Source organism: Parasphingomonas halimpatiens (assembly GCF_036663795.1).
GTDB lineage: Bacteria > Pseudomonadota > Alphaproteobacteria > Sphingomonadales > Sphingomonadaceae > Sphingomonas.
The window spans coordinates 16,777-29,266 of record NZ_JAXOJP010000018.1 but is presented as its reverse complement, the minus strand read 5'-3'; the positions used below and the strand labels follow the sequence as shown (position 1 = coordinate 29,266).

General features: G+C 63.9%; 11 protein-coding genes and 1 pseudogene. 4 read left to right on the top strand and 8 right to left on the bottom strand.

Going from position 1 to position 12,490, the window contains the following annotated elements; all coding sequences use genetic code 11:
• Position 1 precedes the first annotated feature (1 nt).
• On the top strand, positions 2-619 hold the full coding sequence (locus U1839_RS17025; protein WP_332804782.1) for a ParB-like protein: 618 nt from the start codon (positions 2-4) through the stop codon (positions 617-619).
• A 77-nt stretch (positions 620-696) separates the two neighbouring features.
• Complete coding sequence (locus U1839_RS17020) at positions 697-945, top strand: hypothetical protein (RefSeq protein ID WP_332804781.1); 249 nt, start codon at positions 697-699, stop codon at positions 943-945.
• 14 nt (positions 946-959) lie between these two features.
• Here U1839_RS17020 and U1839_RS17015 read toward each other — a convergent pair whose 3' ends face one another.
• Together U1839_RS17015 and U1839_RS17010 are read right to left on the bottom strand one after the other, a co-directional pair.
• Positions 960-2,474, bottom strand: a complete 1,515-nt coding sequence (locus U1839_RS17015; protein WP_332804780.1) for a M28 family peptidase — start codon at positions 2,472-2,474, stop codon at positions 960-962.
• Positions 2,471-4,537, bottom strand: a complete 2,067-nt coding sequence (locus U1839_RS17010; RefSeq protein WP_332804779.1) for a S9 family peptidase — start codon at positions 4,535-4,537, stop codon at positions 2,471-2,473. The genes U1839_RS17015 and U1839_RS17010 overlap by 4 nt, the downstream gene beginning before the upstream one ends.
• A 157-nt stretch (positions 4,538-4,694) precedes the next feature.
• Between U1839_RS17010 and U1839_RS17005 the strand changes: the two genes are divergently transcribed.
• On the top strand, positions 4,695-5,882 hold the full coding sequence (locus tag U1839_RS17005) for a GmrSD restriction endonuclease domain-containing protein (protein ID WP_332804778.1): 1,188 nt from the start codon (positions 4,695-4,697) through the stop codon (positions 5,880-5,882).
• Between the two features lie 5 nt (positions 5,883-5,887).
• Positions 5,888-6,964 (top strand): MAE_28990/MAE_18760 family HEPN-like nuclease, encoded by a 1,077-nt coding sequence (locus U1839_RS17000; protein ID WP_332804777.1) that lies wholly within the window; start codon positions 5,888-5,890, stop codon positions 6,962-6,964.
• A gap of 81 nt (positions 6,965-7,045) precedes the next feature.
• On the opposite strand, the pseudogene U1839_RS16995 reads toward U1839_RS17000, so the two are convergent.
• From U1839_RS16995 to U1839_RS16970, 6 genes and pseudogenes are all read right to left on the bottom strand, one after another.
• Positions 7,046-7,443 (bottom strand): annotated as a pseudogene (locus U1839_RS16995) (S-adenosylmethionine:tRNA ribosyltransferase-isomerase); the annotation flags it as partial.
• A 411-nt stretch (positions 7,444-7,854) separates the two neighbouring features.
• Entirely contained in the window at positions 7,855-8,880 is a 1,026-nt protein-coding gene (gene queA, locus U1839_RS16990) for a tRNA preQ1(34) S-adenosylmethionine ribosyltransferase-isomerase QueA (protein ID WP_332804776.1), read from the bottom strand.
• A 40-nt stretch (positions 8,881-8,920) separates the two neighbouring features.
• On the bottom strand, positions 8,921-9,640 hold the full coding sequence (locus U1839_RS16985; protein ID WP_443030632.1) for a peptidylprolyl isomerase: 720 nt from the start codon (positions 9,638-9,640) through the stop codon (positions 8,921-8,923).
• A gap of 456 nt (positions 9,641-10,096) precedes the next feature.
• Positions 10,097-10,912, bottom strand: a complete 816-nt coding sequence (locus U1839_RS16980; RefSeq protein WP_332804774.1) for a sterol desaturase family protein — start codon at positions 10,910-10,912, stop codon at positions 10,097-10,099.
• Entirely contained in the window at positions 10,912-12,063 is a 1,152-nt protein-coding gene (locus U1839_RS16975) for an AraC family transcriptional regulator (RefSeq protein ID WP_332804773.1), read from the bottom strand. The genes U1839_RS16980 and U1839_RS16975 overlap by 1 nt, the downstream gene beginning before the upstream one ends.
• Before the next feature lie 138 nt (positions 12,064-12,201).
• On the bottom strand, positions 12,202-12,387 hold the full coding sequence (locus tag U1839_RS16970) for a hypothetical protein (protein WP_332804772.1): 186 nt from the start codon (positions 12,385-12,387) through the stop codon (positions 12,202-12,204).
• Positions 12,388-12,490 lie beyond the last annotated feature (103 nt).

Sequence of the window (12,490 nt, the reverse complement as noted above, 5' to 3'; positions counted from 1 at the left end):
GATGCTCAACCATCCGACCCAGCCCGTGCTTCACCCCGTGCCGATCGCGCGGTTGCGCCCGACCCAGATGACGGTCGGCTATCGCGAAGTGGCGCGCAAACGCCACGAATGGCGCGAGCGGCTCGATCGCGACGGGCCGGATTTTCTCGGCCGCCACATGATCCCGGTGGTGGTCGGGCCGGGCGGCACGATGTGGCTGATCGACAACCATCACCTGGCACGCGCGCTGCACGACGAGGGGGTGGAGGAGGTGCTGGTGCAGATCGTCGCGACGCTCGATCATCTCGGCAAGCGCCGCTTCCTGACCTTCATGGACAATCGCAACTGGCTGCATCCCTATGACGGGGAAGGGCGCCGCCGCCCCTATGACGATGTGCCGCGCAGCGTCGCCAAGCTGATCGACGACCCCTATCGCTCGCTCGCCGGCGAGATCCGCCGCGCCGGTGGCTATGCCAAGGTCGACACGCCCTATGCCGAGTTTCTGTGGGCCGATTTCCTGCGCCCGCGCATCTCGCCCAAACTGCTGGCGCGCGATTTCGACAAGGCGGTGATGAAGGCGCTCCACGCCGCGCATGGCGAGGAGGCGATCTATCTGCCGGGCTATTGCGGCACGCATTGAGCGGTTCGCGGCACGGCGGGCGGAGCGCCTGGTAACCGCGCCCGCCTATAATGGAGGTGATACCGAGGATCCAGGTCATGGTCGTCAGCGCCGCCAACTATCCCGCACCCGTTCAGGTCAACGGCTTTTCGTGCGCCAACTGCACCGATGTCGACCGCGCGGCGAAGCATATCGACCCGGTGCATCCGCGCTCGGGCCCGTTCGATCGCGACGCCGCGACCGATCCCTCACGCACGTCCGCTGACCCGATCAAGGTCAGCCGATCGGCTATGAGGCCGGCGGCCATCGCTTCGCGACCGTCGCACCGGGGATGGTCTTCTCGCTGACGGTGTGATCCGGATCACCGGTGCGCGGCGGGTGCCAGCAGACTCCCCGGCTTCCACGCCGGCGCGGCCGGGGCATTGGCGACGCGCGCGACGAGCCGCAGGAAGAAGCGGTTGAAGTCGGACGCCGCCTGCCAGTCGATCGCTTGCTGCGGGTCGTCCTGCGGGCGGTGATAGCCGGTGCGGTACCATTGCCGGTAGATGCGCTCGCTCTCGCTGCCGGGGCGATAACCGAACACGAACGCCGTCGCCGGGATGCCCGCCTGGAGGAACGGCCACTGGTCGGCGCGGCGCAGCAGGTTGCGTTCGGGCTCGGGGTCGCGCTGCACGGCGATCTTCATCGCCGCCGCCACCGCCCGGACATGGTCGCCCAGCGTCGTGTCGTCGAGCGCATGGACCGTCAGCAGATCGAGCGGGAAGATCGGGCGCAGCTGGTCGAGATTGATGTCGGCGGCGATGCGGCTCAGCGGCACGGTCGGGTTGGCGACGAACCAGCGCGCGCCGAGCAGCCCCTTTTCCTCGCCGGTGAAGGCGGCGAAGATCACCGGGCGGCGAAAACCCTTGCCGTGGCGCTGCTGCGCCAGCCGTATGAGCAGCGCGACATAGGCAGCATCGTCGAGCGTGCCGTTATAGAGCGCGTCGCCGGCCACCGGCTCGCCCGGCCCATAGCCATCGAGATGTGCCGAGAGCACGATCGCCTGGTCGGCCAGCGCCGGGTCGGTGCCGGGCAGCATGAACAGCACATTGGGAGAGCTCAGCGTCTTCTGCGCGAGCGTGAAGCGGGCATCGAAGCGCCCGGGCAAATCGAACGCCGGCAGCGGCGCGCCGCTGCTCCCCGCCGCGATCAGCGCGGTCGCATCCTGCCCGCTGCCGGCGAGCAATGTCGCCAGCGCGTCGGCATTCAGCGTGAAGCGCGGCAGTGCGTCGGGCGCCGGCGGCGATCCCGTAATCCACACGCTGCGCGCATAGGCATAGGGCCAGCGTGGCGGCTCGACGGTGAAGCCGGGGTCGGCGATCGTGATCATCCCCATGGCATGGCCGGCCTTGGCCGCGGCGAGCCGGTCGGCATCAGAGGGCAGGCCGGCGCGGCGCGTGCCGTGGCAGATGACGATCTTGTCCTTCACCTCGCTCATCGCCGCGGCGCCGCAATAGCCGCGATAGGTCAGCGGCGCGCTGAGCAGTGTCACCATGCCCGGCGCCGGGTTGGTCATGATGTCGTGGAGCAGCCGCAACGGGCGGCCGTCGACCGTGATCGTCGCGGCGGTGATCGCCACCTGTTCCATCGGCACCGCCTGGCGCCAGCCGCCCTGCTCGCCGATCGGCTTCAGCCCGGCGGCGGCAAAGCGCGCCGCGACCATCCGCGCGGCGCGTTCATAACCGGGCGAACCGGTGTCGCGGCCCTGCATCGCGTCGTCCGACAGCAGTGTCGAAAGCGTCCACCAGCGCTGCGTCGCCGCGTCGGGTTTCGCGGCATCGGGAGCCGCCACGCTCGCCGCGGCGGCGGCCGCGAGCGCAATAGCCTTGCGGATCATTTCGTTGTGCCGCGATAGCGTTCGAACCAAGCGAGGATCGCGGCATTCTCGCCGACCAGTTGCGACGGCCGGTCGGCGAGACCGCCATGGCTGGCGCCGGGCACACGGATCAGCACGCTCGGCACCGAGCGCAGCTGCAGCGCGGCATAATATTGCTCGGCCTCGCTCGGCGGGGTGCGATGGTCCTCCTCGCCGACCATCACTGCGGTCGGCGTCTTGACGTTGCCGACCAGGCTGAGCGGCGAGCGGCGCCAATATTGCTCGGGGTCCTCCCACGGCATCTTGCCGAACCAGTAGCGCGCCATCGAGGAATAGCCGTCTGTGGTCAGCACCTCGCTGGTCCAGTTGATCACCGGCTTCTGCGTCACCGCCGCCTTGAAGCGGTCGGTCTTGCCGACGATCCACGCGGTCAGCACCCCGCCGCCCGACCCGCCGGTGACGAACAGATTGGCCGGGTCGACATGGCCCGTGGCGATCGCCGCATCGACCACGCTCATCAGATCGTCATAATCCTGGCTGGGATAATCGTGATGGATACGGTTGGCGAAGGTCTCACCATAGGACGTGGAGCCGCGCGGATTGGCATAGACCACGACATAACCCGCCGCGGCATAGAGCTGGTCGTCGGTCGACCACACCGGGCCATAGCTGGCGAACGGCCCGCCATGGATTTCGAGGATCAGCGGATATTTGCGCGCCGGGTCGAAATCGGGCGGCGTCACCATCCACGCATCGATCGCCAGTCCGCCGGCCGAGGAAGTGACGGGCAGCGGCGCAACCGTACCCAGCGCCTTGCCGGCGAACAGCTCGCGGTTGAGGTCGGTCAGCCGCCGCGTCGCCGCACCGCGCGTCACCGCCACCTCTGGCGGGCGGGTCGGGTCGCCGGCGGTGAAAGCCACGGTCCCGTCACGCGCCACCGAATAACTGCCGCCCGAATAGGGCCGGTCGAGCTCGCCGCCGGCCAAGCCCTGCGCGACCGGCAGCACGCGCCCGTCGAGCGCGATGCGCGCCACCTTGGTAACGCCGTGATCGGCATAGCTGACGAACACCGAACGCCCATCGGCGGCCCAGTGCGGATCGCCGACATCGCGGTCGAGCCCGGCGGCGACGACATTCGTGCCCGTGCCGTCGGCGTTCATGATCGACAGCTGATGGTTCTGGTAACCGAGCAGCTTGTCGTCGAAGCCGACATAGGCGACCAGCCTGCCGTCGGGCGAGACGGCGGGTTGCTCGTCGGGGCCTTGCCGCGTGGTCAGCTGGCGCAGCGCGCCGCTGGCGACATCGACGCTGAAGATGTCGCTGTTGTTGGGGTCGCGCTCCCAGTCCTTGCCGCGATTGCTGCCGATCAGCAGGTGGCGGCTGTCGGCCGCCCAGGCGAGGCTGCCGCCATCGTCGAACGCGCCGAAGGTCAGCTGGCGCGCCGCGCCGCCGTCCGCCGACACGACGAACAGATGGTTGTAGCCCGGGCGGAGATACCCCGCGCCGTCGGCGCGGAAATTGACCCGGCCGATGACCTTGATCGGCTCGGCCCATTGCGCGCCCTCGGGCTTGGCCAGCGCGACATGGCCCAGCGACGCGCCATTGCCGGGGACGAACATGGTGAAGCCGATGCTCGCCTGGTCGGGCGACCAGGCGATGTCGGACGGCGCCTCGGGCACCGCGGTCAGCGCCGCATTGGCGCCCGACGCCATCCAGTGGACGAAGATCTGCGGCCGCCCGCCCGCGCCGCTCGCGACGAACGCCAGCCGCGTGCCGTCGGGCGACCAGCGCGGCCGCGAACTGCCCGCCACGCCGAGCGGCTGTTGCTTGCCGGTCGCCGTGTCGACCAGCCAGATGTCGCGCCGATCGCCATCGATCATGATGTCGCCGGTCGCGCGGGTATAGGCGATGCGCTTGCCGTCGGGGCTGATCTGCACGTCGCCCGCCTGCGCCAGCGCGAACACGTCGCGCGGGGAGAAGCTGCGCGATGGTGCATCGGCCTCGGGCGCCGGCCGCGCCGACGACAAAGAGGCGACCGACGCGCCGCACAACAGGAGAGGGAGGAGCAGAACGCGACGCTTCATGAAGGAGCCCCTTGATGGTGATGCGGGGGACTATAGGCGGTCTGGGAGGGGGCTCAATGGGGGGAGGGCGCGCGTTGATGTCATTGGAAGACTACCAACGGCGACTTGCCCGGCTCGCCCGCAATGGTAATAGTCACAGAAACCGATGGGAAGAGAGATGACGCTGACCGAGGCCGAGCGCGAGATGTGGGAAGTCTCTGTGCGCGCAAAACGTACAACTCTAACCGATGCAGAAATCAACGAAAAATATGAGCGTGGCGAAGGCCGGATTGTTGTCGAGAGTAATCGCGAAAAACTCCCTGGCTTCGCTGCTCAACTAAAAAACACCAAGTATATGGATGTCCGACCGTTCTACCAACGGCGACCACGTTGGGACGTTACGCGCCAAAGTCGCCTCATTGAATCGTTCCTCATAAATCTTCCAGTACCTCCAGTTTTTTTATACGAAAAAGAGTTTAACTCATATGAGGTAATGGACGGCCAGCAAAGAATAAGTGCAATAAGAGACTTCTATGAGAATAAATTTCCATTAACGGATCTTCAACATTGGCCGGAACTTGAAGGTCGATACTACCACAATCTTCCTAGTATGGTTAAAGCGGGAATTGATAGACGTTCAATCTCGTCAATAGTGATGCTTAAGGAGTCTGCCCCGCAAGATGAAGAAGCTTTATTGCTTAGACAGATCGTATTTGAGCGATTGAATACGGGTGGAGTGGAGTTAGAGCGGCAAGAGATAAGAAATGCGTTATTTCCTGGGGTTTTTAACGAGCTATTGTTAGAATTGTCGAGAAACTCTATAATACGACGAGCTTGGAAATTGCCTGAGTATCACCCAGATGAATTAACTGCGCGTGATAAGATATTAGTTAGTTCAAATTTCTTCCAGAAGATGGAAGACGCTGAGTTGGTCTTGCGGTTTTTTGCCCTCCGCAACGCTGAGCATTATACACGCGGAATGCAGGGGTTTTTAGACATATATATGATGAGAGCTGCATCATTTAGTGAAGAAACCATCAGCGCGCTGAAGGTCGAATTTAATGATGCCATCAGCTTAGCTTCTGAAATTTACGGCGAGCACGTTTTCTCGCAGTTTGACGTTCAATCTGGGCATTGGTCTGATCGGCCTCAGAAGGCTGTCTTTGACGCCGTAATGGTGGCCCTGTCAGAAAATGCGCGCCATCGTGGCCGATTGGTAGAGCGCCGAGAGGACATTATTGTGGCAACTGCCAACCTATTTCGTGCACACGAGGAAGGGACGTTCACGGGGAGACAAAATTCAAAGCGCGATGTGCAAAACAGAATATCGCTGATGTCGAACATGTTTAATAATTTCGCTGTATAATAATAATGTTTTCTCAATCTTACAATCGCGCAATAGCAGGCATCGATAGTGCGCTGGCTTATCTTTTTGTAAATGGCCTGTCGCGCAATATGATATCAACTTATCGACTTCCAATGGAGCCGACAAATTGTGAGGTTGATATTGATCACATGAGGTCGAGCGGCCCCACTTCCATGCAGTGGAGGGTGCAAGATCATTGTGCGGCAGTAAGTAGGATTTACGCACTATTTGAGCAGTTTTGTGAGAATTTGCTAGCGGATTGGATAGAATTTCGAGCAAAAGGTTGCTTATATAATTTGCTGCCTGACAAGATTAAGGAGGGATATGCGTCGGGAATTGTTTTTGTCCTGGGTAATATTTCGCGAGTAAAATACAGTCACCTGGTCGAAGGTACACTGATATCAGAATATAATACTGCGCTCTCTGGCGAAATAGGATACGTTCTATCGGCTGAGTGCTTGCCTCATCATAAAAATAATTTACGTTGGGACGACTTGCTCGAAATATTTAGCAGGTGCGGAATTCCTGACTTGGTGTCGTCGGTGTCTCGTCACCCCGTTCTGACGAGTCATTTTCAGACAGAGAAAAAGATAGTCGAGCAAACATCTTCTAAACTCACTAGTTTTATCCAGTATAGAAATGACGCCGCCCATGGATTAGTGGAAGTAGAGCAAATTTTGGGGTTCGAGGAATTAAGGGACTATGCGGATTTTATACGCTGTTTATGCTTTGTAGTTGATCAACTACTTAAAAGACATGGGCTTGAGCATCTAGAGGCTCAGGAAAAGGCTTCATTTGTTGGAACGGTCGCAGAAGTTTTCCAGAACTGCCGAACGGTATGCGTTATGGATGGTGTAAGTATAAGTAAGAATGATACATTTATTATTGTCACGGAGCGGGTGTGTTCTGAGCGCGTAGTTGTTAGTTTGATGATGGACGATGTTGCTCAGCAGCGCGTCGTAGTGTCAGCCCCTACTGAGGTCGGGATACTTTTCGACGCGCCAGTCCCAAAGCGAGCAAAGTTGTACAAGTTAGCTGCCCTGCCTGAGCCGCAATCGATTGTTCGAAATGAAGATATCTGACCAAGAGCGCGGTGCCTGTTGGGAGCTGGCTTGAACTAGAGTCATGGCCATGGGCCTACTCTAAACTGTGAAGCTCGCTCCCTATGGCAGCAGCAACGACGGATCCCCATAGGAATAAAACCGATACCCCTCGGCAATCGCATGCGCGTACGCCACCTGAATCCGCTCGGCCCCTATCAGCGCGCCGACCAGCACGAACAGCGTCGAGCGCGGCAGATGGAAGTTGGTTACCAGCCCGTCCACGCGCCTGAAGCGATAGCCGGGCGTGATGAAGATCGCGGTTTGGCCCTCGAACGGCTGCACCTCGCCGGCGGCGTCGATTGCGCTTTCGCTCGTTGTGTCGACTGCGATACCTGCCCGCCAATTCCGCGCACCGCGTTTAGCCGTGCGGCGGTCTCCGCGTCGATCCGGCCCCATTCCGCGTGCGTGCGACTATAGGCGGTCTGGGGGCTCAATGCATGACCGGCAGGTACCGGTAGCGCCACTCGCGGATTCCCCGCGCGACGACGCGGCAGCGGCGCCCGGTGCCAAGTCAGTCGGCGCGGACAGGCGCCATCCCGTGATTCAACGCGCAGCGATCCATGCCATCGTCCCCCCCGCGCGCCCGGCGCAGCTCATTCTCATTGTCGACAAAAACATGGCGCGCCCGCGATCCGGGACTCCTGTCAGCAGGTCCTGCTTCGCCCCGAAGCAGGCCCTGCTGCCGCCTGCCACCGTCCTGCTCGGCACCTGTTATGTTGGATCGCGGACACCAACATCTTTTTCCGCAAGTCATTGCGCCAGCACGCGATCGCCGCGCGCGCGGTCCAACACCGCGCTCGGCAAAAAAATGATAGCAGGGTTAGCAGGTCGAGCAGGTGCGGCAGGGCGCCTGCCGGGAATCGGGCAAGCTACGGCAGCAGCAACGACGCATCCCCATAGGAATAGAACCGATACCCCTCGGCAATCGCATGCGCATACGCCGCCTGCATCCGCTCGGTGCCCATCAGCGCGCTGACCAGCATGAACAGCGTCGATCGCGGCAGATGGAAGTTGGTCACCAGCCCGTCCACGCCCTTGAAGCGATAACCCGGCGTGATGAAGATCGCGGTGTCGCCCTCGAACGGCTGCACCTGGCCGGCGGCGTCGGTCGCGCTTTCGATCAGCCTCAGGCTCGTCGTGCCGACCGCGATCACGCGGCCGCCGGCGGCGCGCACCGCGTTGAGCCGCGTGGCGGTCGCCGCGTCGATCCGGCCCCATTCGGCGTGCATGCGGTGGTCGTCGGTGTCGTCGGCCTTCATCGGCAGGAAGGTGCCCGCGCCGACATGCAGCGTCAGCATGGCATGGCCGATGCCGGCCGCATCGAGCGCCGCGATCAGCGCGGGGGTGAAATGCAGTGCGGCGGTCGGTGCCGCCACGGCGCCTTCCTCGCGTGCGAACATCGTCTGATAGTCCTCGGCGTCGCGCGCATCGGCCGGGCGGCGCGCGGCGATATAGGGCGGCAGCGGCATCCGCCCGGCGCGCTCGAGCAGCAGCTCGACCGGCTCCTCGCCGGCAAAGGTGAAGGCGATGCTGCCATCGGCCTCGCGGTCGCTGGCGACGGCGCTGACGCCGTGGCCGAAATCGACCACATCGCCGTCGCGCAGCCGCCGCGCGTTGCGCACAAAGGCGCGCCAGCGCCGTAGCCCCTCGCGCTTGTGCAGCGTCGCGCCGATCGTGGCGTCCCCGCGTGTGCCGGTCAGCTGGGCGGGCAGCACGCGCGTGTCGTTGAACACCAGCAGGTCGCCCGCGCGCAGTTCGCCGGGCAGGTCGCCGACCTGGGCGTCACGCGTCGCCGCGCCGTCGAGCACCAGCAGCCGCGCCGCATCACGCGGCTCGGCCGGGCGCAGCGCGATCCGCTCGGGCGGCAGCGCGAAATCGAACAGATCGACCTTCATGGCGTCGGCGCCCGTCGCTGACGGACGACAGGCGTCGGCCTTATTTCTTCGCCGCCGGCTTGCGCACGGCCGGCTTCGGCGCGGGCTTGGCCAGCTTCGGCGCGGCCGGCGTCAGCGACACGGTCGCCGATTGTGCCGGCGACAGCGAGGGCAGGGGGGCGGGCGGCGGGGGCGGCGCATAGGCCGGCGGATGGTCCGCCGCGATATAGGCGTGAAGGATCTTCGACGGGTTCGCCGGCGGCTCGCCGCGCGTGATCGCGTCGACATATTGCATCCCGTCGATCACCCGCGCGAACACGGTATATTTCTTGTCGAGGCTGAGCCGCGGCTGGAAAACGATGAAGAACTGGCTGTTGGCGCTGTTGACGTCCTCGGCGCGCGCCGCCGACACCGCGCCGCGGACATGCGGCAGCCAGTTGAACTCCGCCGGCACATTGGGCAGCGTCGATCCGCCGGTGCCGTCGCCCTTGGGGTCGCCGCCCTGCGCCATGAAGCCATCGATCACGCGGTGAAAGGCGAGGCCGTCATAGAAATGCTGGCGGGTCAGCAGCTTGACGCGCTCGACCATCTTCGGCGCGGCATCGGGGCGCAGCCAGAGCGTCACCCGTCCGCCGGTCGACAGGTCGAGATACATCAGATTCTCGGGGTCGGTCGGCGACGCGATCGGCACCTTGCTGGAGGAGGAGGGCAGCAGCTGGGCCGTCGCGGGCAGCGCGATGAGCAGGCAGGCAAAGGCAGTCAACCGAGCGAAAAAGCGCATCATGTCCCCGTGGCAACGCGGTGGTGGTGGCGCGGCTTAGAGCAAATCCCGCCTTGCGCCAAACTGAACATGCGCCGCGACGCGAAGCGCGTCCATAATACCGCAAGAGTTCGGTACGGCCTTTGACCAAAAGGCTCCGCGTCGTTGCGCCTTCGCGTGAGCAAGCCGGATTCACGCGAAGGCGCAAAGGCGCGAAGTGCGACCGGTATCTCCGCGTCTCCGCGTGAAAAATTGGGTTCACGCGGAGCCGCGGAGACGCTGAGGGAAAATCGCGGCGCGGGCCTGATTCAATCTTCAGCGCAATCGTGCTTGGCTCGCCCGATGCGTATCATCGCCCTTCCGCACCTGCACCGCGCGCCGGCGGAATTCCCTGCGGGCGCACCGGAAAAATGTGAAAATTCCCTGCCAAATTCCCTGCCAGCCCAAGCGTGGCAGGGAATTCACCGTACATTGCGCTCAGGCGCCCTCGGCCGCGACCTGGGCCTGCGCCGCGCGCCCGATCCATGGCCGCGCGACCGCCTCGAAGCGCTCATGATAGCGCGGGTGCTGCGTGCCCATGATCCGGTCCCACCAGGTGAAGTAGAGCCCGAAATCGTAGCGCCCCTCGCTATGGTGCAGGTCGTGGTGCGTCGTGGTGGTCAGCCAGCCGGTCCAGCGCGAGCGGGTGAAGCCCGGCCAAGCCAGCTCATGCCCCGAATGGCCGATCGCATTGCGCGCAATCTGGTGGCCGAGGAAGACGAAGATCGCCAGCGGATAGACCGGGGTGACCAGCGAGATGCCGAACAGCAGGATCGGCACATAAAGCGATTCGAACACCGATTCGATCGGCGCAAAGGCATAGGACGCCCAGGATGTCGGGGTACGCGACTTGTGATGCGCGGCGTGCGCCTTGAGGAACAGCGCCTTCAAGTGCAGCCCGCGGTGCATCCAGTAGAACCAGGTGTCGTGCGCGACGATCATCACCACCAGCTGCACGGCGAAGATCGCCCAGTTGGGCGGCCCGCGATGGATCGCGATGATCCCCGCGCCAATCGCGGCAAAGGCGATCAGGTCGACCACGCCGAACACCGCGATTGTCTGCACCGACAGCAGGAATTCACGCCGTCGGTCGGCGAAGCTTGCGAGGCGCCGCTGGATACGGCGCGGCGCGGTCCAGCGCCGCAGCGCCCAATAGGTCAGCGCGACGCCGGCGGCGGCGATCAGATAGCGGATCATCTCGATCTGGAAGCTGTGCACCCAGTGCAGGGCAAAGCGGGAAAGTGTGTCGATCATCATACGGCTCCGTCGGGCATTGCTGTCCCGCCATCCGCTATCCTGCCCGCCGCCGCCCGGCTGCGCGCGCCCGGAAAACTACGATCGTTTTCGGAATTGATCGACATTTTTCGTTTTTCGGCAAAGGCCGCGCGGCGATATTCGCTCGGGCTCTGCCCCGTATCCTCGCGGAATGCGCGGTTGAACGGCGCCAGCGAGCCATATCCCAGGTCCATCGCGATCGTCAGCACCGGCAGGTCGACCTTCGCCGGATCGGCCAGCCATGCTCTGGCATCGGCGATGCGATGATGGTTCAGGAACGCCGAGAAATTGCGGTAGCCGAGCCGCTGGTTGATCAGGCTGCGCAGCCGGTGCTCGGGCACGCCGAGTCGCTCGGCCAGCACGCCGATCGTCAGCCCCGCCTCGCGGTGCACCGCCTCCGCCATTGCCGCGGCCACCTTGCCGCTGAGCACCTGTTCGGCCGGGCTCAGGCTGGGTGCCGGGGCAGGGCGGCCGGGGTCGAACAGCAGGTCCGGGTCGCTCTCGAGCAGGGCGATTCCCATCGCACTGGTCGCGATGAGGATCGCCAGCGCCTGGCCGAAGGCGATTTCCGGCCCAGCACGGCGAAAGCCGAGCAGTATTTCGATCACGATGACGATGAATGCCAACGCGCCGACAATGACGACGAAGCCGACGCGCAGCCGGCGTCGCTTTTCGATCAGGTCGTCGCCGCGCTCGCCAATGGCGATGGCGATGGCGTGGCCGAGCAGCAGCAGCGAGGTCAGGCGCTGCACCGCCTCGACCACGAAGCCACCCTGCCAGCCGGTGACGAAGGCGACATAGTTGCCGATCCAGCAGCCGAACAGCGCGGCGAGTCCGGCGATCGCCGCACCGCGCGCGATCGGGCGTTCGAACAGCAGATGGGCGAATACCCACAACATCAGCGGCACCGATTGCGCGAACAGCTGGATCAACGCCCAGAACGGGCCGTCGAGCGGGCGGAACATCGGCGTCGCGATCGTCAGATAGGACGCGACGCCGAGCAACAGCACCGCCGTCACCAGCCGGATCGCCAGCGGCGCGCGGCCCCTGCCGATCACGACCGCGATCAACAGCAGCTGCCCGATCGCCAGCATGCGCAGCATTGCGTCGAAGAGCGTCAGCCGGTCCACGGCTTCCTTATGCCGTTACGCGCGCGTAGCGTCCATCGCGCGCCACCGGCGCTGTGTTCCTGCGAACGCAGGAACACAGAGTCTAGAACGCAGCGCCTGCGGCTCCGGGCTCCTGCCTGCGCAGGAGCACATGACGGTTCAATGCGGGCGTTGCTGGCGCTCCGGCGCGATTGCGCGCTGTTGCGGTGGGCCAGCGGCGGTCCGCGTGTCGCTCACAGTGCAGTTCGGGCTGTCCTGGCACGCGCTGACCGCCAGCGTATTGAGATCGTCCGCTGCGCAGCCGCCGAGCAGCGCAACGACGAGGACCAAAAAGGCTTTTTGCATTGCGACGCTCCCAAAAGGCTGACCGAACGGCTAGGGCTTAACCCATCGCCGTTTCGGCCGATTGGATGGATCAGACTGATGGCTTTTTCCGGCTCCGGTGCGA